This is a genomic window from Methylomonas sp. ZR1, from assembly GCF_013141865.1.
Lineage (GTDB): Bacteria > Pseudomonadota > Gammaproteobacteria > Methylococcales > Methylomonadaceae > Methylomonas.
Genome location: NZ_RCST01000001.1, coordinates 4,041,362 through 4,060,916, shown reverse-complemented (window position 1 = coordinate 4,060,916; position 19,555 = coordinate 4,041,362). Strand labels below are relative to the sequence as shown.

20 protein-coding genes and 1 other RNA gene are annotated in these 19,555 nt (G+C 53.4%); 8 read left to right on the top strand and 13 right to left on the bottom strand.

The window, feature by feature from the left end; translation table 11 throughout:
* Window positions 1-17 precede the first annotated feature (17 nt).
* Window positions 18-1,904, bottom strand: coding sequence for a potassium transporter Kup (locus DDY07_RS18400; RefSeq protein WP_171696928.1), 1,887 nt, complete (start codon window positions 1,902-1,904; stop codon window positions 18-20).
* Window positions 1,905-2,129: 225 nt separating this feature from the next.
* Between DDY07_RS18400 and DDY07_RS18395 the strand changes: the two genes are divergently transcribed.
* The 3 genes from DDY07_RS18395 to DDY07_RS18385 are packed head-to-tail and all read left to right on the top strand — an operon-like array spanning window position 2,130 to window position 4,032.
* On the top strand, window positions 2,130-2,921 hold the full coding sequence (locus tag DDY07_RS18395; RefSeq protein WP_253734532.1) for an energy transducer TonB: 792 nt from the start codon (window positions 2,130-2,132) through the stop codon (window positions 2,919-2,921).
* A gap of 15 nt (window positions 2,922-2,936) precedes the next feature.
* Complete coding sequence (locus DDY07_RS18390; protein WP_033157490.1) at window positions 2,937-3,617, top strand: MotA/TolQ/ExbB proton channel family protein; 681 nt, start codon at window positions 2,937-2,939, stop codon at window positions 3,615-3,617.
* A gap of 4 nt (window positions 3,618-3,621) precedes the next feature.
* The gene (locus DDY07_RS18385) at window positions 3,622-4,032 is read left to right on the top strand and encodes a biopolymer transporter ExbD (RefSeq protein ID WP_033157489.1); all 411 of its coding nucleotides are present in this window, start codon (window positions 3,622-3,624) and stop codon (window positions 4,030-4,032) included.
* 82 nt (window positions 4,033-4,114) lie between these two features.
* Here DDY07_RS18385 and rimK read toward each other — a convergent pair whose 3' ends face one another.
* The 8 genes from rimK to DDY07_RS18345 form a co-directional block, all read right to left on the bottom strand.
* Window positions 4,115-5,005: a 30S ribosomal protein S6--L-glutamate ligase gene (gene rimK, locus DDY07_RS18380; RefSeq protein WP_171696927.1), complete on the bottom strand. Its 891-nt coding sequence runs from the start codon at window positions 5,003-5,005 to the stop codon at window positions 4,115-4,117.
* Window positions 5,006-5,023: 18 nt separating this feature from the next.
* On the bottom strand, window positions 5,024-5,698 hold the full coding sequence (mtnC, locus tag DDY07_RS18375; RefSeq protein WP_171696926.1) for an acireductone synthase: 675 nt from the start codon (window positions 5,696-5,698) through the stop codon (window positions 5,024-5,026).
* On the bottom strand, window positions 5,695-6,252 hold the full coding sequence (locus tag DDY07_RS18370; RefSeq protein ID WP_171696925.1) for an acireductone dioxygenase: 558 nt from the start codon (window positions 6,250-6,252) through the stop codon (window positions 5,695-5,697). The genes mtnC and DDY07_RS18370 overlap by 4 nt, the downstream gene beginning before the upstream one ends.
* On the bottom strand, window positions 6,249-6,875 hold the full coding sequence (locus DDY07_RS18365; RefSeq protein WP_171696924.1) for a methylthioribulose 1-phosphate dehydratase: 627 nt from the start codon (window positions 6,873-6,875) through the stop codon (window positions 6,249-6,251). The genes DDY07_RS18370 and DDY07_RS18365 overlap by 4 nt, the downstream gene beginning before the upstream one ends.
* 33 nt (window positions 6,876-6,908) lie before the next feature.
* Window positions 6,909-7,258: RNase P RNA component class A (gene rnpB / locus DDY07_RS18360), an RNA gene on the bottom strand.
* Between the two features lie 703 nt (window positions 7,259-7,961).
* The gene (locus tag DDY07_RS18355) at window positions 7,962-8,510 is read right to left on the bottom strand and encodes a hypothetical protein (RefSeq protein ID WP_171696923.1); all 549 of its coding nucleotides are present in this window, start codon (window positions 8,508-8,510) and stop codon (window positions 7,962-7,964) included.
* A 58-nt stretch (window positions 8,511-8,568) separates the two neighbouring features.
* Window positions 8,569-9,015 (bottom strand): NfeD family protein, encoded by a 447-nt coding sequence (locus DDY07_RS18350; RefSeq protein ID WP_171696922.1) that lies wholly within the window; start codon window positions 9,013-9,015, stop codon window positions 8,569-8,571.
* A gap of 2 nt (window positions 9,016-9,017) precedes the next feature.
* The gene (locus DDY07_RS18345) at window positions 9,018-9,938 is read right to left on the bottom strand and encodes an SPFH domain-containing protein (RefSeq protein WP_033158304.1); all 921 of its coding nucleotides are present in this window, start codon (window positions 9,936-9,938) and stop codon (window positions 9,018-9,020) included.
* Window positions 9,939-10,039: 101 nt separating this feature from the next.
* Between DDY07_RS18345 and DDY07_RS18340 the strand changes: the two genes are divergently transcribed.
* Complete coding sequence (locus tag DDY07_RS18340) at window positions 10,040-10,303, top strand: hypothetical protein (RefSeq protein ID WP_171696921.1); 264 nt, start codon at window positions 10,040-10,042, stop codon at window positions 10,301-10,303.
* A 111-nt stretch (window positions 10,304-10,414) separates the two neighbouring features.
* Here DDY07_RS18340 and DDY07_RS18335 read toward each other — a convergent pair whose 3' ends face one another.
* The 3 genes from DDY07_RS18335 to DDY07_RS18325 are packed head-to-tail and all read right to left on the bottom strand — an operon-like array spanning window position 10,415 to window position 14,219.
* Window positions 10,415-12,364, bottom strand: a complete 1,950-nt coding sequence (locus DDY07_RS18335; RefSeq protein ID WP_171696920.1) for a DUF3488 and transglutaminase-like domain-containing protein — start codon at window positions 12,362-12,364, stop codon at window positions 10,415-10,417.
* 2 nt (window positions 12,365-12,366) lie between these two features.
* Window positions 12,367-13,317 (bottom strand): DUF58 domain-containing protein, encoded by a 951-nt coding sequence (locus DDY07_RS18330; protein ID WP_171696919.1) that lies wholly within the window; start codon window positions 13,315-13,317, stop codon window positions 12,367-12,369.
* Window positions 13,314-14,219, bottom strand: a complete 906-nt coding sequence (locus DDY07_RS18325) for a MoxR family ATPase (RefSeq protein ID WP_171696918.1) — start codon at window positions 14,217-14,219, stop codon at window positions 13,314-13,316. Before DDY07_RS18325 ends, DDY07_RS18330 begins: the two co-directional genes overlap by 4 nt.
* Window positions 14,220-14,364: 145 nt before the next feature.
* Between DDY07_RS18325 and DDY07_RS18320 the strand changes: the two genes are divergently transcribed.
* The 4 genes from DDY07_RS18320 to mltB all read left to right on the top strand — a co-directional run bounded on the left by DDY07_RS18320 (window position 14,365) and on the right by mltB (window position 18,208).
* Window positions 14,365-14,706 (top strand): TraR/DksA family transcriptional regulator, encoded by a 342-nt coding sequence (locus DDY07_RS18320; RefSeq protein ID WP_171696917.1) that lies wholly within the window; start codon window positions 14,365-14,367, stop codon window positions 14,704-14,706.
* Between the two features lie 116 nt (window positions 14,707-14,822).
* Window positions 14,823-15,860 (top strand): type IV pilus twitching motility protein PilT, encoded by a 1,038-nt coding sequence (locus DDY07_RS18315; RefSeq protein ID WP_101053853.1) that lies wholly within the window; start codon window positions 14,823-14,825, stop codon window positions 15,858-15,860.
* A 15-nt stretch (window positions 15,861-15,875) separates the two neighbouring features.
* Window positions 15,876-17,009 (top strand): PilT/PilU family type 4a pilus ATPase, encoded by a 1,134-nt coding sequence (locus DDY07_RS18310; protein ID WP_171696916.1) that lies wholly within the window; start codon window positions 15,876-15,878, stop codon window positions 17,007-17,009.
* 17 nt (window positions 17,010-17,026) lie between these two features.
* The gene (gene mltB / locus DDY07_RS18305) at window positions 17,027-18,208 is read left to right on the top strand and encodes a lytic murein transglycosylase B (RefSeq protein WP_171696915.1); all 1,182 of its coding nucleotides are present in this window, start codon (window positions 17,027-17,029) and stop codon (window positions 18,206-18,208) included.
* 305 nt (window positions 18,209-18,513) lie between these two features.
* On the opposite strand, the gene DDY07_RS18300 is transcribed toward mltB, so the two are convergent.
* On the bottom strand, window positions 18,514-19,479 hold the full coding sequence (locus DDY07_RS18300; protein ID WP_171694354.1) for an IS110 family transposase: 966 nt from the start codon (window positions 19,477-19,479) through the stop codon (window positions 18,514-18,516).
* Window positions 19,480-19,555 lie beyond the last annotated feature (76 nt).

Genomic DNA, 19,555 nt, shown 5'->3' with positions numbered 1-19,555 from the left:
AGGCAGTCAGTGGATTTCTACAATTCGATGCGGATTCCCAGCTCGATCACACGTTCGACGGGGATTTTGAAATACTCTATCGCACTACTGGAATTATGCGTTAAGAAACTGAACAAGGAGCGCCGCCATTTCGGCATCGGGCTTTTGCGGCGGAACGACAGTTTCTCGCTACCGATAAAAAACGATACGGTTTTTTGATCGATATCCAAGCCTTCGTGGCAGCAAAGTTGCAGGGCGCGGCGTACGTCCTGTTCCTCCTGAAATCCGAAATACAATTTCACCCGATAAAAGCCACCGCTATCGCCGAACATGCGGATTTTTACCCTATGCGCTTCATCGACATAAGGCTCTTCGCGGGTCACAATGGTCAGCACGATGAGTTTTTCGTGCATCACATGGTTGTGCTCCAGGTTGTGCAGCAAGACCTGCGGCACACCGTGTACGCTGCGGGCCATATAGATTGCCGTGCCGGGTACCGTAACCAGGGGCCGGTCTTTCAAACGTTCGTCCAAGTCCTCGAACAATACCCGTTTTTCGTCCAGGTATCTGGCTAATAATTCCTTGCCTTTGATCCAGGTGGTCATAATCAAGAAAAACACCGTACCCACCACCAGCGGCAACCAGCCACCGTGCGGGATTTTCAGACTGTTGGAAGACAGAAACAGCAGGTCGATAATCAAAAAGGTCGACAGAAAAGCAATGCTGGTGGCCTTGTTCCATTGCCATAGGGCTTGGATGACGATAAAGGCCAGGATGGTATCGACAATCATCGTGCCGGTTACGGCAATGCCGTATGCCGATGCCAATGCGGACGACGATCTGAAGCTCAACACTAAAATAAACACCGAGACCATTAGCAACCAATTGACGGCAGGTAAATAGACTTGGCCCATTTCGTCGCCGGAGGTGTGGCGAACATTCATCCTTGGACAGTAACCGAGTTGTATGGCTTGCCGGGTTACCGAAAACGCCCCGGAAATGACGGCTTGCGAGGCAATCACGGTGGACAGTGTCGCCAGGATCAGCAGCGGATACAGGGCCCAATGCGGTGCCATTAGATAAAACGGATTTTCAACGGCCTTGGGATTGCCGATCAACAACGCGCCTTGGCCAAAGTAATTGAGCAGTAAGGCCGGAAACACGAAATAGAACCAGGCGCGCCGAATTGGTTTCAAACCGAAATGTCCCATATCGGCATATAAGGCTTCGGCGCCGGTTATCGCCAACACCACTGCGCCCATGATTAAAAAGCCTTTCCAGCCCAATTCTATTAATAAGCTGACCGCGTAATAGGGGTTGACGGCCATCAATACATCCGGATGCTGGACAATACTGATGCCCCCCAAAAGACCCAGCGTGGCAAACCAGAAACACATGATGGGCGCAAACATTCTGCCGACTTTGCCGGTGCCTTTGGTCTGGATAAAAAACAGCACGCTGAGCACGATGATGGTGATCGGCAAAACGTAATGTTCCAGGCGCGGCGCCACGATTTGCAAACCTTCCACGGCGCTGAGTACCGAAATCGCCGGGGTAATCATGCTGTCGCCATAAAACAACGAGGCACCAAGCAGGCCGATGGTGACGATGAACGCTTTGCGTTCCGGATTATCTTTGGACCCCTGCAGCGCCAAGGCCATCAAGGCCATGATGCCACCTTCGCCTTTGTTGTCGGCGCGCATGATAAAAATGGCGTATTTGGTGGTTACCACCAAGGTGATGGCCCAAAAGATCAAGGACAGCACCCCGAGCACATGGGTGGCATCGGTCGGCAAGCCGCCGTGAAAAACCTCTTTTACCGCATACAAAGGACTGGTGCCGATGTCCCCAAACACCACGCCTATCGCGCTTAAAGCCAGTGTGTTGACTTGACCCTGGGGATGATCGGATTGTTTTACGGACATATGGAATCAATCGGAAATACAAGACGGGAGTGGAAATTATGCCACAGATTGTAATTTAGCCCGAAACCGTCATCAGCCAGTGGGGATTTTGACGGCTGAAACGTCTTAGTAAGGAATGGTTAGATAGTGTTGTTTCCTGTAAGGATGGCTGTCGCGCTAAGACGTATTAATTTACAATGCCCGGCTAAATTCGAATCGCGCTTAATTTTGTATTCAACAGTTTATATGTATTTATTTAAAAACCACGAGGATGCTTTGCAAAATAAAGAGTTAGCGTCGTTCGGCGGTTATCTGCCGGCAGTGGCAAGCGGTTCCGGCTCATTTTGGCGGACGCTATTGGGAGAAGAACGGCCCGCCAGCATGCTGAGGCTGTTAACGCTATTAGTCGCGTTGCTGCATGTTTGGGGTTTGCAGCAATTATTGAAACCCGAGGAAGAAGTCACGCCGGCGCAACCTTTGATGATGGAGGTGTCGATGATTGCGATGTCCGCGCCCAAGCCCGCCGCCGCGCCGCCGCCTCCGGCACCGCCGCCGCCCAAAAAAGAGCCGCCGCCGAAAAAGCCGCAGCCCAAGCCGGTTCCCAAAAAAGCGCCGCCCATCGTGCAAAAGGCGCCCGAATATGCGCCGGTTGAGCCGGTTTCCGAGCCGCCGCCGACACCGGTAAGCAATACAGCGAGCAGTGCGCCGGTAACGACTACGACGACCAATACGACCGCGACCAACGCCGAGCAGTTTACCGAAGCCAATTTTCGGGCAAACTACGCCCACAACCCCAAGCCGGAATATCCGATGATTGCGAAAAGCCGCGGATGGCAGGGCAAGGTGATGTTGCGGGTGCAAGTTTCGCCGGAGGGTTTAAGCGATTCGGTGGCGGTCGAGCACAGCAGCGGCCACGAGATGCTAGACGAATCGGCGGTGGAAGCCGTGAAAAAATGGAAATTCATTCCGGCCAAACGCGGCGAAACGCCGGTGGCCAGTTCGGTGATTGTGCCAATAATTTTTACTTTGCGTGAATAAAAATCGGAGAGATTAATGCCCTACCATATAGCCCCGGAAGCGGTTATCGACGCTACCCTTTACACATTGCTGGTGTTTTCGTTGATAACGTGGACGTTGATTTTTTTCAAAATCTGGCAGTTTGCCAAGAATAATTATTACAACAAACGATACGACAGCGCTTTTTGGGACACTACCGATTTAAATGCCGCCGAGCAACTGCCCGCCGAAACCGCGCGCGGCCCCAAAGCTCGGGTTGCAGCCTGCGGCTTTGCCTGGTTGGCGGAAATGACGCATCCGGAAACCTGCACCAGCCTGAAATTTCGTGGCTCTCCACAAGACTTGCTGGAACAAACCCTGCGTAAACAGACTCAGGACGAACAGCGCCGAATGGAAAGCGGCTTGACCATGCTGGCCAGCATTGGTAGCACCGCGCCGTTCGTCGGCCTGTTCGGTACCGTGCTTGGCATCATGCACGCCATGCACGACATCAGCGCCAGCGGTTCGGCCAGTTTGGACGTAGTGGCCGGGCCTATCGGCGATGCATTAATTGCTACTGCTATCGGTATCGCCGTAGCCGTACCAGCAGTGTTGGCCTATAATTTCTTCCAGCGTCGCGCCAAGCACCACCGGGCTTCGCTGGAAAATTTCGTCGAGGGTTTTCTCCACATCGCCTTCGGCGACTCAAACATCAATACCAGTAAAAACAAGGATTAATTACATGGGATTCAAAACAAACTCAGACGACGATGGGCCGGTTAGCGAGATTAATGTTACGCCGCTGGTAGATGTGATGTTGGTGTTGGTGATTATCTTGTTGGTCACCGCACCGTTGTTGACCCAATCGGTCAACGTGGCTTTGCCGAAAACGGCCTCCACGACCCCGGATTTGGAAAAGCAGCCTATGCAACTGGGTATCGACGCGCAAGGTGCCGTAACCCTGAATAAAAACGCCGTGGCCGATTTAGCGGCGTTGGATACCACGCTGAGGAACGAATTGGCCGGCAACCCCGAGCTAATCATTCACATTTATGCCGATCAAGGCGTGAATTACGGCAAGGTGGCGGAAGTGATGGCGACAGTACAGCATGCCGGGATTTCCAAGTTGGCATTCGTGACATTGGAAAAATAATCCATTTCGGCTGGGTTTCTCGCCCAACCCGCGATCCCCTCCAAAGCTTTAACGATTCTGTTGACTAAATCCGGGTTACCGATTACCCGGATTTATTTTTCCCGGCATTCTTTTCAATATATTCGATCATCAAGCCGGCAATATCCTTGTCGCTGGTTTTTTCTATGCCTTCCAAACCAGGGGAGGAATTGACTTCCATCACCAGCGGTCCGCGTTTGGAACGCAGCAAATCCACGCCGCAGACATTTAGACCCATGATTTTCGCGGCGCGCACTGCCGCCGAGCGCTCCTGCGGGGTCAGCCTAACCAGCGTGGCCGTGCCGCCACGATGAAGATTGGAACGAAATTCACCTTCACGGCCCTGGCGTTTCATTGCCGCCACTACCTTGTCGCCGATAACAAAGCAGCGAATATCACTACCCGCGGCTTCTTGAATGAACTCCTGCACCATGATGTTGGCGTTTAGGCCCATGAAGGCTTGAATCACACTATGCGCGGCGTTATGAGTTTCCGCCAGCACGACGCCTATGCCTTGCGAACCTTCCACCAGTTTGATCACCAGCGGCGCGCCGCCGACTTCGGCGATTAGATCTTCGATATTGTCCGGATTATGGGCAAACGCGGTAATGGGCAAATCGATACCCTTGCGGGCCAGCAACTGGCTGGACGCCAGTTTGTCGCGGGAGCGGCTGATCGATGCGGAATTGTTGAGAACAAAGGTGTTCATCACCTCGAATTGCCTAAGCACCGCCGTGCCGTAAAAGGTGATAGACGCACCGATGCGGGGAATGACCGCGTCGTAACCCACCAGATTTTCACCCATGTAATGAATGGACGGCTTCATGGAGGTGATATTCATGTAGCAGTGGGTCGGGTCCAGCACCCTGGCCTCGTGGCCGCGAGCGGCGGCGGCCTCCAGCAGCCGGACGCTGGAATACAGCGTCGCGTCGCGCGACAGAATTGCTATTTTCATAGGCAAATAGTGCGGAGTTTACAGATGAATGCCATCAAAATTGCTAACTTGCACATGATCAGTGCCGGAGTCGGGAAGCTGGTCGCGCACCAGCCAGCAAGTGGCGAAGCCGGCCTGGCGGGCGGCGTCCAATTCGTCCTTAATATCCGACAAAAACAGGATTTGTTCTGCCGGCAAGCCAAGCTCGGCGGCAATTCGCTCATACGATATTGCCTCTTTCTTGCCGCCGATGTGTGTATCGAAATAACCGGAAAATAAAGGGGTAAGATCGCCGAAGTCACTGTACCCGAACAACAGCTTTTGCGCCTGCACCGAGCCGGAGGAATAGACATAAAGCTTGTAGCCCAGGCCAAACCAGTTTCTCAAGTTGCGCACAGCGTCTTCATAGACATGGCCGGTGAAATCGCCGTTGCGATAGCCTTCCAGCCAGATCAAGCCCTGTAAAGATTTTAACGGCGTAATCTTTTGATCGGTATCTATCCAGTGGATGAGCTGTGCAATCAGTGCGTCGTCATCCAACTCACCGCCGGCTAACTGGTTGGCATCGGCCAATAATAGCTTGATCTCGGCTTGCTCTCGATGGCGTCTCACAAAATCCGGCAAGCGGGCGCGGGCATAAGGAAACAACACATCTTTGACGAACGACAATGACGACGTGGTTCCCTCAATGTCGGTAACAATAGCCTTGATCATAAGCCGGCGACGTATTGGTCCAGCGTCGGAAAACTTTCTGCAATCGGATTGCCGGTAAACTCCGCTACCCAACCGTCTTCGGTGGTGAACAAGCGTATGCATTTAAACGCCGGATTTTCCCCCATATCGAACCAATGTGTAGTATTGGCGGGTACGCTGATCAAATCGCCCTGCTCACAAAGCACCGCGTACACTTGGTCGCCGACGTGCAGATAAAACAGCCCTTTGCCTTCCACGAAGAAACGCACTTCAAAATCGCTGTGGGTATGCTCGGATAAAAACTTCTGCCGCAAGGCATCCTTATTGGGATGGTCGGCGTTCAGGCTGATGACGTCCACCGACTGAAAACCGTATTGCTGTTTGAGTTTGTCTATCGAGCTTTGATAAGCCTTTAGTACCGCATCGGCATCGTCTGCCGCCGAAAACTCGCAATCGGCCTGCCAGCGTTCGAACTGTACGCCTATGCCTTGCAGCTGCTCGGCGATGGCTGCAAAGTCGAGAAAGGTATGGCCTTGTTGCGGTTTATCGGCAGGGTAAAGGGTTAATGCGCTCATAATCGTGTTACTCCATGTAGGCGAATTTCAACGTCGAATAAAAATTCCAATGCTTCCAGGTGGCGCAAGGCATCATCTACCGATGCGCCCCAAGTATAAAAACCGTGGCCGGCAATAATATAGCCGTAAACGTCGTGCGTGTGATGGTCCAGGTAATTGTCCACCTTGTCGGCCAACCGGGGAATGTCCTGATCGTTAGCAAAAATCGGGATGGAAATGCGGGTCTCATGGGTATTGATGCCGGCAAACGCTTTGAGCAGTTCGTAATCTTTCAGCACGATCTCATGCTTGAACAAGCGCGCCGTTAACGTGGCGTTGATCGAATGCGGGTGCAGTACCGCCTGAACCTCCGGAAAACGTTGGTACAGCGAGGTGTGCAATAGCGTTTCCGCCGACGGTTTCTTACCGTCCAGCGAGTTGCCTTTGCTGTCGATCAGCATAATATCGTCGGCTTGCAAACGGCCTTTGTGCCGGCCGGATACGGTAATCGCAATATTGCCGTCGCTGAGTTTGGCGGAGAAATTACCGCTGGTGGCGGGCACCCAGCCCTTGCTGTCAATGAAGCGGCCGGCGGCAATCAACTGATCTGCCTTGCGGAAAAATTCGTCGGTTTTTGCTGTCATGGAGTATTTTGCGGATTGCAAAAGAAAAAGAAGAGAAAGAGTTGGCCTGTAAGCCGGGTTCTGTCTTGAACAGCCATTCATCTAGGCGTCAGATCACTCTGACGCTCAAGCAATCTACCCAGGAGCAGCGCGGGCCACGCCAATGCTCCTCTATTTGATCTTGCTCCGGGTGGGGTTTACCCTGCCACACCTGTTACCAGTTGCGCGGTGCGCTCTTACCGCACCATTTCACCCTTACCGGGTTCCGAAAAACCAGGCGGTATATTTTCTGCGGCACTTTCCGTAGGCTCACGCCTCCCAGGCATTACCTGGCACCCTGCCCTATGGAGCCCGGACTTTCCTCCCTTTTATTTGCATAAAACGGCGACTGTTCGGCCAACTCTGTTGTGGATTATACAGGCAAAGCCGGGAAATAGGGGTAATTGCACACTTTCGCTACCCAGAGAGGAATCAGACGGGATGTGAGGGATTCGGCAGCCGCAAAAATCGAGTATTGGAGATCGAGAAAGTTTGCTTGATGGGTGATCTCATCTTACCCGCATGTGGGAATGCTCTAAAGGCTGGAGCTTCCGGCCAATTTGAGCCTTAGAACATCTATAAGCCACTGACTACAACTTGGCTCAAATCCAACTAATAATGGTTTGGCTGGATCCATAGCCTAAATGCGTATCAAGCTTCAAATTACTGGACGGGGTTTTCTCCCGTATGCCGCGCCGAGTACCGGAGCTTTCGGCGGGATCAGCCCGTAGGGGCGACGCATGGAAGCGGCGCGTTGACGATGGGGCAGGAAGCCCCTTTCGTCAACCCCCGGCGAAAGCGAGGAACGCAGGGTGCAAGCGGCATCCGGGCCGCCTTTTCTTTGGATACTTTCTTTTGGCGGAGCACAAATTCGCCTGGAGCGAATTTGAACAGCCGGTAGGCTGGCCCGGAGGGCGAAAACCATGGACGGTTTTCGTAGCGAAAGTATCGCGGTCGTCGGTCCGCGAACCGACATTAAATACAGCCGTCGCGTCAGCGACACATTATTTCGAAATGCTTAAAATCCGCGTGGGCACAAAAACCGTGCCCACCCTACGAACTACGAAACTAGCCGGATGGCTCCGCATTTTTACCACCAAAAACGAACCGATTTCGATAGTCGAGCAACCTTTGCCCACGGTCTCGGCATACGTCAAGCATTTCTTCATCTTCGATAGTAAAGGCGATGGAAAAGGTTGATAGCTCTTTATACAACGGCTTGGAGTAAGGCAACGAGTGACCAAACTCACCATCGATCTGAAAATGCACCGATGTCCTTGATAGATTCAAAACCATATCCATAGAGCAAATAAGAAAGGTCGAATGTCCTGAGTCGGTATCGGCTGCTGCGGCATAGCCTCGAAGACAATCCATTGACCCCAAGCGATCACCTTTGCAACTCAGACGAAATATTGGTTGTCTCCGGACTTCGTAGAGCCATCGCTCCAGAACATTAACATTGAATATCGAGAAATCAAATATGCCACCGTATGAGCTGGTATCTCCTGCGGGCCTAGAGATCGCAAAACTTGTCGGAGACAAGTGAACACTTGGGCTCTCGTAGGATAATTCGGGATGTTGATCGATAGTGACTTGGCCAGTGACATCAGTTGACACTATTTCTTCCTCCTAAAGTTGATTGCGGAATAAGCGGTAATTGGTCAGAGCAAGAAACTCACTCACAAACCTCCACCTCAAACACCGTCCCCTTCACCGCCACGACCTTCACCTTAGCCCCCATTGGACTGTCTGCCCCATGCACCTTCCAAACCGTATCGTCGGCCTTAATCTTGCCCTGGCCATTCTCGATAGGCGCGATCAGAAAAAAGGTGCGGCCAATATACTGTGCACCGCGTTGATTCAATAAAGGATGATCGGTGGCATCGACGGCACGGGTACGGGCGTATTTGCGCCAGCCCAATACCGACAATACCGCCAGCAAGGAAAACATCAATAACTGCACGTTGAACGGCGTGGCCGGCACTAACAGCACTACCGCGCCGACGATGAACGCCGACACCGCCAACCACAGAAAAAAGAAGCCGGTGACGACGATTTCCAAGGCCAAAAAGCCGACCGCTAGCACCCACCAGTACCAAAATACGATGTCTTGATCCCCCATAATCAGGCCTTTTTGTTTAAGGCTTCTTTAGCCAGTTCGCCGATGCCGCCCAGCGCGCCGATGACGCTGGAGGCTTCCAGCGGCATGAAGATCAGTTTGCTGTTGTTGGCGGAGGCGACGTCTTTTAAAGACTCGATATATTTTTGCGCGACGAAGTAATTGATGGCTTGTACATCGCCTTTGGAAATGGCTTCCGACACCATCATCGTGGCGCGGGCTTCCGCTTCTGCCAGACGTTCGCGGGCTTCGGCGTCGCGGAACGCGGCTTCTTTGCGGCCTTCCGCATCCAAAATCGCACCTTGTTTCAAACCTTCGGCTTTCAGAATTTCCGCTTGCCGCAAGCCTTCGGCTTCCAGAATCTGTGCGCGTTTTTCCCGCTCAGCTTTCATTTGCCGGGCCATGGAATCGACCAAGTCCTTGGGCGGGGCGATGTCTTTGATTTCGATACGGGTGACTTTAATCCCCCACGGCGAGGTGGCCTCGTCGACTACATTGAGCAGGCGGGCGTTGATTTCATCACGGCGCGACAGCAGTTCGTCCAGGTCCATGGAACCCATCACTGTTCGGATATTGGTCATCACCAAGTTGATGATTGCCACGTCGAGGAAATTGACTTCATACGCCGCTTTGGCGGCATCCATGATCTGGTAAAAAATCACCCCATCCACCCGCACCATAGCGTTGTCTTTGGTAATGACCTCTTGCGACGGCACGTCCAGCACCTGCTCCATCATATTCAGCTTGCGGCCGATGCGGTCGATGATCGGCATGATGATATTCAAGCCAGGCGTCAAAGTCGCGGTATATTTACCGAAGCGTTCGACGGTGTATTCCATGCCTTGCGGAACAGATTTGACGCTCATGAACACCATCAAAACCGCAAATACCAACAACATTATTGCGAATAAACCAAAGCCGCCCATAGCGCCTCCTAAATTATGAAAATGAATTGTGTATTGCCAACGGTCACGCGGCTAATAATAATGTATGTCTCTTTAACTTGCTGGAAACAGGGTTCCGATTCATGAATACTTTGATCTACTACAGTTTTAACGTGATGATTTTGGCGGCGATTATATTGGTCGTCGGTCTGATTAAACCGAAGTGGATATTGTTGTGGATGGATAAGCCTGGCCGCCTGCCTATCATCGCGATTGCCGGCGCCATATTCATGGCCGGCGCGGTGATGTTCGGCGAAGGCAATAAACAAAAACAGCAGGAACAAGCCGCTGCCGCCGCCAAACAACCGGCGCAAAAAGGGGCTGAAGAAGTGCCGGATTTACATTAATCCGTCGCATAAATTCGCGCTGCAAATTTCGCTTTTTGCTTCCCTCACGCCAGCCCGCTCCCTGATGGCTATCAAGCAAATATGCCGAAATTTGCGGTGGGAAAGGTATATTTAAATCCTAAAGCGCGCGACTAGTCCTTTTAGAACCTGCAAATCGCCGGCTTCGCTGTCGGCTTGGTAGCGTAAGCGAATATAAAGCGCGGTGATCCGCTCAATCGTTTCGGCCAAATCCGGGCGCAGTTTTTTGGCGCGCTCGGCGACGGTTTGGGGGCCATCGCCAATGTCAACGCTTAAGCCGGCTTTAGCCAGCTTGGCACAAAATTGCCGGTACAAGCGCAGCGCCGGATCTTGGCGACGCCGGTTAGGCCGCAACAAGCGCCAGGCCACGACACCACCGATACCGGCAACGCTAATCACCAGCCAATAGCCAAGCTTGACGAAATTATCGATTCCCAGGCTCTGTAAAAACGCTTTCTGATTAACCGTGTCGTAGTTGATAACCCAGCGTTGCCAGTTGTAATCGACGCTTTGCCACAATTGCCGGCCGCGTTGCAGCCAGGACAAAGTCTTGGCGTCGAGTTGCACCGGGCTGAAATTCACCGCGCCGCTGGCAATTTGTAAATCTACATTCACCCCGCGCTCGATGCGTTCTGGGGCGATAGCGGCAGTCGGATCGAATCTAACCCAGCCGCGTCCTTCCAGCCAGGCTTCCGCCCAGGCATGCGCGTCCGCTTGCCTGACCTCCAGAAAGCCGCCGACTTGGTTAATCTGCCCACCTTGATAGCCACCCACCACCCGCGCCGGAATCTCCGCCACCCGCAGCAAATACACGAAGGCTGTGGCGTAATGGCTGCAAAACCCGGCGCGGCGCTCGAACAAAAACGTCTCTATGGGTTTATCCGGCATCGCCTCCGGGCTTAAGGTGTAATGAAAGTTTTCCTGGCGAAAATGCTGCAACAAATTGGCGATAAACAACTCGGGGCCTGCCTGCCGCCCTTGTAACTGCTTCACCAATTCGACGATTTTTTCCGACGCTTTGCCGGGTAGTTGCAAATTTTCCCAGCGCTCGGATTTACTGATGCCGCCGGTGTTATAGGCAGGCGACGAGCTCAGCCGATACTCGGCGCGGTCGCCGGGATTTTTGCTGGTAATTAGCTGATACAAGCCGTTGCGCCGCAAGCCGTCAAACTGGCTGGGCATTTCCAGCGCGAATACCCAATTTTGTTTCTGTGGCTCCATCATCAGCGTGTAATCGTAAGTCGCGCCCGTAAAAACAGGTTGATCCGGATTGTACTCCCGCCCTAACACCGGCGGCGCTCGCCAACTTACGCCATCGGTACTGGCGTAAATAGGTCCGCGCCAATAGCGCTGCGCCGGCGGCGGCATTTCTCCGTCAAATTTAACCCTGAACACCAGTTCCGGCGACAGGCTTAGTTCAGCGATGGAGCCAGGCTCCAATGTATTGCTTAAACCGCTTTTAGCATGCGTATCATCGTCCAACCAACTCCAGTGCGGCGCTTCCAGTCGCGGGAACAATACAAACAACACCAGAGCCAACGGCAGGCTTTGTAGAATGATCGCCGCCGAGGTTTTTAAGGCTGCCAGAGTTTGCCGCGTGTGGCTGTTTTGCGTAATCAGGGTAGCCAGCAAGACTCCGCACACCAGCAGGATATAAAGCGCCATCAAGATGCTTTCTTCGTACAAAAACTGCGTCACGGCGACGATGAATGCCAGATAAACGATCACATACACATCGCGCCGGCCGTGAATTTCCAGCAACTTCAAACCCAAGGCCACCACAAACAGACTGGTGCCGGCATCGCGGCCGAATACCGAGTGCTGCTGACTGTATAACAAGCCTATTCCCAGCAGCATCAATAAAAACACGCCAAACCGGTTTGGCAAGTAGCGGGGTTGCCAAATACTCAGCAAGCGCCAGAGCAGCAGTAGGGTAAAAAAGCTGAACAATACTGGCGGAATATGCCAGGCATGCGGCAAGGTAATCAGCCCTATCGAACCCAGCATAAACGACATCAATCGTGTGGAGGGTAAAAACGGCATGCTCAAAACAGCGCCAAGGCTTGCAGGCAGTGACGGTAATGCACGGCACCGTTGTCCGGCGGCAGACGCAAGCCGGGCAGTACCAATCCGTAGCGTAAGCCGGCTTGTTCGGCGTCCACTAGCCAACGGCATAACTGGCTGAGGCGTTCTTCGGTGTGATGCCCTGGCGCCTGTTGATAATCCAACCACAATTCACTGGCACTGGCGCCGCTGTAATATTTACTGTGTACGCCCTGGCCTTTAGCAAAGGCTTTCCAATGGATTTGCCGAATCGCGTCGCCACGCTGATACACTCTTACCCCATCAAATTCATCGCCGCTACGGCGGTTTTGGCCGGGTTTATCTTGACCGCCGTCGCTGTCCGGAAACGGCAGTAATTTACTGGCCGGCTTGGGATACACCAGCAGCGGGCTATCGAAACGTAGTGGCGCCCAAGCCCGAAATAAACCCAAGGGGTAGGTGCTGGAAAGGGTCAGTGTACCCGGCAACTGCCAGCCACGTTGCCGGGTGGGTTGATATAGCGTCACCGTTTGGGTTTGCTCGGCGGCCAAGCTTATGGATAACTCGGATTGCAAAGCCAAATCCAACGCAAAGCGCGGCTGCGAACCCGGATTGCTGATCTGGAAATTAAACGGCCCGGCCTGGCCGGCAAACACTGCTTGCTGCCGGGACGGCTGAATCGTTAGTCCGGCTAAGGCTTTGAAGCTGTGCAGGATGGTCACGAAAAAGATGCTGGCCAGTAAAAATCCCAGTAAATAAGCCAGATTATTGTTGTAGACAAAGCCGATCAGCACCAGCAACAGAATCAACAGTACAAAAGCCAAGCCGCGTCGCGTCGGTAAGATAAATACCCGTCGCTGCGTCAACACAATCGGTTCTACGGTCGGCGCCTCGCCGGTAAAAAAGCGCGACAGTTTAAAGCGCTGTTTTATGGATAAGGCCGCTTCGTTCAAAGTACCGGTACGTGCTTGAGAATGGGCGCGACGATGGCGGCCGAATCATTGGCGCCCACGTTTAAACGATGCCCGGCCACTGCCGGCAAAACCGCTTGCAGATCTTCAGGCAACACGGCCTTGCGCTTATCGATAAGCGCCCATGCCTTGGCGGCGGCCAACAAACCCAAGCCCGCACGCGGCGACAGGCCGCTGGCAAAGTCGTTGGATTGGCGGCTAAAGGCCAAAATAGCTTGCAGATAATCCAGCAAGGCCGGCGACACATGCACCTGATCCGCCGCCTGTTGCAACTCGGCCAATTGCGCGGGCAGTAAAGCCACCGGCAACTCGTCGATTAAGACATGCCGGGGTTGACCGCTTAGTAATTCCCGTTCGGCTTGCCGGCTGGGATAACCTAACTCGATGCGCATCAAAAAACGGTCTACTTGCGATTCTGGTAAAGGGAAGGTGCCGATTTGATGTGCCGGATTTTGCGTAGCGATGACGAAAAACGGTTGCGGCAAGGGGTAAGTCCGGCCTTCGACGGTTACTTGCCGTTCTTCCATCGCTTCCAACAAGGCACTTTGCGCCTTGGGCGTGGCCCGGTTGATTTCGTCGGCTAGGATCATTTGTTTAAAAATCGGCCCCGGATGAAAGCTGAAGAGCTGTTGATGGGCATCGAATACCGAGGATCCGACGATGTCGGCCGGTAAAATATCGCTGGTGAATTGAATCCGTTGATATTCCAAACCGAACAAACGCGCCAGAGTGTGGGAGAGGGTGGTTTTGCCAACGCCGGGAATGTCCTCGATCAGTAAATGCCCGCGCGCTAATAAGCAGCAAACGGCTAGGCGAATTTGTGATTGTTTACCGAGAATGACTTGATTGGCGGCGGCGAGTAAGCGGTCGAGAGCAAGGTCCATTGTGCAAAAAGCTAGAAATGTCGATGACTCGAGTATAGATCAGCTTGGTTGCACCTGCTATCGGCTTCATTGTATAAACCAGGGATTGACATCCGGCCGACAGAAGCCGGTTATTAAACCATGCAGCCCTGCTGCGGAGAGCACCATGAAAGACTATACCGATGTACGCGACCAACTATTGAATATGCTGGAAGACTTGGACGACAGGCTGGGGAAAATCACCGAAGACGTCAGACACACCGAGAAACCGCTGGCCCAGGACTTTTCCGAACAGGCCGTCGAAACCGAAAATGACGAGGTATTGGACGCCTTGGGCAACGCCACGCGCGACGAAGTCGAAAAAATTAAACAAGCCATTTCCCGTATTGATGCCGGCACCTACGGCATTTGCCTGAGCTGCGGCGAACCCATAAAAAAGGAACGCTTGGCTGCGGTGCCGTATGCCAATCAATGTATTCATTGCGCCGAAAAAAGCCAGCACCGCTAGGCCGACCCACTATCCACTAGCATAAGGGTTGATGCTATGAAGGAATAAGCCGGCCGGTTTTGAATTGTGTACTATCCTTGCCGACGATCATTCCTTTTATTGTTGGGACATAAATCATGGATATCGCCGAACTCTTGACCTTTTCCGTCAAAAACAAAGCCTCCGACTTGCATCTTTCCGCCGGCCTGCCGCCGATGATTCGGGTGGACGGCGACATCCGCCGCATCAATATCCCATCCTTAAATCACAAAGAAGTGCATGCGCTGATTTACGACATCATGAACGACAAGCAGCGCCGCGATTACGAAGAGTTTCTGGAAACCGACTTCTCGTTCGCGCTGCCCGGCGTGGCCCGCTTCCGGGTGAATGCCTTCAATCAGGATAGAGGCGCCGGCGCGGTATTCCGGACCATTCCGTCCAAGGTGTTAACCCTGGAAGACCTGGATGCACCGAAGTTTTTTGCGGAGCTATGTACCAAACCGCGCGGCCTGATTCTGGTCACCGGCCCGACCGGTTCCGGCAAATCCACCACGCTGGCGGCGATGGTGAACCACATTAATACCAACGATTACGCGCATATCCTGACCGTCGAAGACCCTATCGAGTTTGTTCACGAAAGCCAAAAATGCCTGATCAACCAGCGCGAAGTACATCGCGATACCTTAGGTTTCAACGAAGCCTTGCGCTCGGCACTGCGGGAAGACCCGGACATCATTCTGGTGGGCGAGATGCGGGATTTGGAAACCATCCGCCTGGCCTTGACCGCTGCGGAAACCGGACACTTGGTGTTCGGCACCCTGCATACCACGTCTGCTGCCAAAACCATCGACCGGATTATCGACGTATTCCCGGCCGCCGAAAAAGACATGATCCGGGCCATGTTGTCGGAATCCTTGCAGGCGGTCATCTCGCAAACGCTATTGAAAAAAGTCGGCGGTGGCCGGATTGCCGCCCACGAAATCATGGTCGGTACCCCGGCCATCCGCAACCTGATCCGCGAAGCCAAGGTGGCGCAGATGTATTCGGCGATCCAAACCGGCCGCAAAGACGGCATGCAGACGCTGGATCAAAACCTGAAGGAGTTGGTTGATAAAGGCCTGATTACCGCGAAAGGCGCGATGGTTAAAGCTGTCAACAAAGACATGTTCCGTTAATTTTAAGGAGGCGTCATGGACTTTAAAGCCCTATTGGCCCTGATGGTGGAAAAGAAAGCGTCCGACTTGTTTATCACCGCCGGTCGGCCGCCGTCGATGAAAGTCAACGGCAAGGTCGTCGAAGTGTCCAAAACCGTTTTAACTAGCGAACAGACCATGATGCTGGTGCTCAGCATTATGTCGCAGCGCCAACGCGACGAGTTTGAAAACACTCACGAATGCCAGTTTGCCTTAAGCGCCCACAGTTTGGGCCGGTTCCGGGTCAGCGCCTTCACCCAGCGCGACTCGGCCGGCATGGTGTTACGCCGCATCGAAACCACCATCCCCAGCGCCGAGGAATTGCACCTGCCGCCGGTGTTGAAAGAACTGATCATGTACAAGCGCGGTCTGGTGATGTTTGTCGGTGCCACCGGTACCGGTAAATCCACCTCGCTGGCGGCTTTGATTCGGCACCGCAACGAAAACAGTAGCGGCCATATTATTTCCATCGAAGACCCTATCGAGTTTATCCATCCGCACAAGGGCTGCATCATTACCCAGCGCGAAGTGGGCCTGGATACCGAATCGTTCGAAGTGGCTTTAAAAAACACGCTGCGGCAAGCGCCGGATGTGATTCTAATTGGCGAGGTTAGGAGCCGGGAAACCATGCAACATGCGATCACCTTCGCGGAAACCGGCCATTTGTGCGTTTGCACCTTGCACGCCAATAACGCCAACCAGGCCATCGACCGGATCCTGCATTTTTTCCCGGAAGAAATGCACAGCCAGCTGTTCATGGATTTGTCTTTGAACTTGCGCGGTATCGTCGCCCAACAATTGATTCAGCGCGCCGACGGCAAGGGCCGCTACCCGGCTATTGAGATTTTGCTGAATACCCCGCTGGCATCAGACATGATCCGCAAGGGCGAAGTACACAAATTAAAAGAACTGATGAAAAGCTCCCGCGAGCATGGCATGCAGACTTTCGACCAAGCGCTTTACGATCTGTATACGGCGGGTAAAATTGGTTACGATGACGCCTTGCACGCTGCCGACTCCCGCAACGAGGTGCGCCTGATGATTAAACTGGGGGCCGAGAACGTCAACTTCGAAACCGCCGGCATGACCCTGGCCGAAAACGACGACGAGGGAGGCAGTCTTTTTAAATAGCCCTGGATATAACTCGCTTGTATACATTTAGTACTAGTAAAGTCTCTCTACAAACCGCCGGTTCGGCACTGTTAATTGCAGTATTGGCGGGTTGCGCCTCGCAGCCGCCGGCCGGTGATAAAGCCAATAACCGCGTCCGCACACCCACCCAACAAACCGCGCCCAACCAGTCGCGCCAAGCCACCCCGGATTTGCGGCCGTTCGCCAGCGTCGGCGCTTATCATGCCACCGCAGTCACCGGTGATTACGCCGGCTATCCGGCTTTGAACCAGTTCATCGAACAGATGGTGCAAAAGCACGGCTTTAACCGCGAGTATCTGCAAGGCCTGTTCTCGCAAGCCAAACGCAAGCAATGGACGTTGGATTATCTGGCCAAATCCGATCAGGGCATGAAAGGTAAACCCAGCAAAGGTGGCTGGACCCGCTACCGCGCGCAATTTCTGGACGACCGCCATATCAACTCCGGCATCAGCTTCTGGCAACAGCATCATACAGCCCTGCAACGCGCCAGCCAGCAATACGGCGTACCTGCCGAGTACATCCTCGGCATCATGGCGGTGGAAACCACCTTCGGCAGCTTCGTCGGCAACCATAGAATCATCGACGCCCTGACGACATTGGGTTTTGATTATCAGCGGCGCGGCGAATATTTCCGCAGCGAACTGGAAAATTTTCTGGTGATGAGCCGCAGCGAAGGCCTGGACCCCGGCAAACCGGTCGGCTCATTCGCCGGCGCGATGGGCCTGGGCCAATTCATGCCCGGCAGTTTTTTGCAATGGGCGGTGGACTTTAACGGCGACGGCCGCCGCGACCTGTGGAATCCGGAGGACGTGATCGGCAGCGTGGCCAATTATTTTGCTCAGCACGGCTGGCAAGCCGGTCAACCCATCGTCTCGGCCACACGCGGCAGCTTCCATGGCATCGACAGCCTGGAACCCGGCGCGGACCATGCTTATTCTTTGGATACCTTGGTTAAAGCAGGTGTGGAACCGGCTGACACATGTGCTTGCGATTATCCGTTGCGGCTGTTGTTGCTCAGGCATCAAAGCAAAGACGAATACTTGCTGGGACATCCTAACTTTTATGCGATTACCCGCTACAACCAGAGCACGCACTATGCGATGGCGGTGCATGAGTTGGCGTTGGCGATTAAGAGGGGGTATCAGAGGGTGGCTGTTAATCGGTCTGATGCTGGGTAGGATTTTTGTGTCGCTGGCGCGACGGCTTGATTTAATGTCGGTTCTTGGACCGACAACCGAGATACTTTTCTTTGCTTGTCCAAAGAAAAGTATCCAAAAGAAAAGACACCCGGATGCCGCTTTGATCCTCCGCTCCTCGCTTTTGAACGGGGTTGCCGAAAGGGGCTTCCTGCCCCTTCGGCAACGCGATGCATCCCTGCATCGCCCCTGCGGGCTATTCCGCTCAAAAGCTCCGGTGCTCGGCGCGGCATACGGGAACAAAACCATCCCGATTTCACGATACCCCGTAGATACTGTTATCCAAGTCAAGCCAAATGAATAGCCGAATCGAAGGGTTTGGCGGATTTTAAGACGCCGAACGCCACATGAATCAATTTTCGCATCATGGCGCCGATAATGAGTTTATTGGGCTTACCGGCGCAGGCTAATCGGTTCCTGAATTGTTTCCCCCAGGCGGTTTTATACAATGTGACCATGGCTGGCATATACATGGCTTTTCGCAAGAACGAGTGGCCTATTTTGGAGAGTCTGGGTTTGCCCTTAATACTACTACCCGATTCGTATTGCCTAGGATCGAGTCCGGCAAAGGCTGCGGCTTGTCGGCTATTGGCGAAGCGCGAGGTATCGGCGTAGAACGCTAGGATAATAGCGCTGGTGCGCTCGCCAATGCCGGGGATGCTGTCGAGTAATTCGCGCTGTTGCTTGAGATCGGGATGGCGATCAATGTGATCATTGATGGCGTCGATCAATTGTTGGATAGCGGTATCCAGCCAATTCAGATGCTGCTGAATGTCCTCGCGCACCGCTTCGCGAGCCACCTGCAAACGGTTGCTTTCTTGGGTGCGCATGGTTTGCAGGGCGTCCAGGCGCAGCACTAGTGCGCGTAACGTGACTTCCGCCTCGCAACGGGGTTGCCAAGCGGATGGTTTGCGTTCGGCGCAGAAATCGGCAATGAGTTTAGCATCGACCGTATCGGTCTTGCTGCGGGTGAGCCGTGAAGCGCCATAAGCTTTGATTTGTGCCGGATTGACGACGCTGACAGTTAAGCCGTTGGTTGCCAGATGCTGAGCAACGTCTTCCCAATAAATGCCGGTCGCTTCCATGCAGACCTGCACGGATTCAGCTTTTTGGGCGTTTAGCCACGTCAACAAAGCTGTAAAGCCTTCAAGCGAATTGGGAACCACTTTGGCGCGAAACTTACCGTTGGACAAGCGTAATGAGCAATCCAGCTTGGCTTTTGAAACATCGATACCGAGATAAAAATGGGACATTGAAAACCTCAAATGATCTACCTTGTGAATGCAGGCTGCCGGAATCCGGGCCGAAGAGACTGTCCGATCGTTGATC

Bases quoted from the DNA above. Each gene is read 5' to 3' on its own strand.
- DDY07_RS18400 (WP_171696928.1), bottom strand. From the start codon at position 1,904: ATGTCCGTAAAACAATCCGATCATCCCCAGGGTCAAGTCAACACACTG.
- DDY07_RS18395 (WP_253734532.1), top strand. From the start codon at position 2,130: ATGTATTTATTTAAAAACCACGAGGATGCTTTGCAAAATAAAGAGTTA.
- DDY07_RS18390 (WP_033157490.1), top strand. From the start codon at position 2,937: ATGCCCTACCATATAGCCCCGGAAGCGGTTATCGACGCTACCCTTTAC.
- DDY07_RS18385 (WP_033157489.1), top strand. From the start codon at position 3,622: ATGGGATTCAAAACAAACTCAGACGACGATGGGCCGGTTAGCGAGATT.
- rimK (WP_171696927.1), bottom strand. From the start codon at position 5,005: ATGAAAATAGCAATTCTGTCGCGCGACGCGACGCTGTATTCCAGCGTC.
- mtnC (WP_171696926.1), bottom strand. From the start codon at position 5,698: ATGATCAAGGCTATTGTTACCGACATTGAGGGAACCACGTCGTCATTG.
- DDY07_RS18370 (WP_171696925.1), bottom strand. From the start codon at position 6,252: ATGAGCGCATTAACCCTTTACCCTGCCGATAAACCGCAACAAGGCCAT.
- DDY07_RS18365 (WP_171696924.1), bottom strand. From the start codon at position 6,875: ATGACAGCAAAAACCGACGAATTTTTCCGCAAGGCAGATCAGTTGATT.
- DDY07_RS18350 (WP_171696922.1), bottom strand. From the start codon at position 9,015: ATGGGGGATCAAGACATCGTATTTTGGTACTGGTGGGTGCTAGCGGTC.
- DDY07_RS18345 (WP_033158304.1), bottom strand. From the start codon at position 9,938: ATGGGCGGCTTTGGTTTATTCGCAATAATGTTGTTGGTATTTGCGGTT.
- DDY07_RS18340 (WP_171696921.1), top strand. From the start codon at position 10,040: ATGAATACTTTGATCTACTACAGTTTTAACGTGATGATTTTGGCGGCG.
- DDY07_RS18335 (WP_171696920.1), bottom strand. From the start codon at position 12,364: ATGCCGTTTTTACCCTCCACACGATTGATGTCGTTTATGCTGGGTTCG.
- DDY07_RS18325 (WP_171696918.1), bottom strand. From the start codon at position 14,219: ATGGACCTTGCTCTCGACCGCTTACTCGCCGCCGCCAATCAAGTCATT.
- DDY07_RS18320 (WP_171696917.1), top strand. From the start codon at position 14,365: ATGAAAGACTATACCGATGTACGCGACCAACTATTGAATATGCTGGAA.
- DDY07_RS18315 (WP_101053853.1), top strand. From the start codon at position 14,823: ATGGATATCGCCGAACTCTTGACCTTTTCCGTCAAAAACAAAGCCTCC.
- DDY07_RS18310 (WP_171696916.1), top strand. From the start codon at position 15,876: ATGGACTTTAAAGCCCTATTGGCCCTGATGGTGGAAAAGAAAGCGTCC.
- DDY07_RS18300 (WP_171694354.1), bottom strand. From the start codon at position 19,479: ATGTCCCATTTTTATCTCGGTATCGATGTTTCAAAAGCCAAGCTGGAT.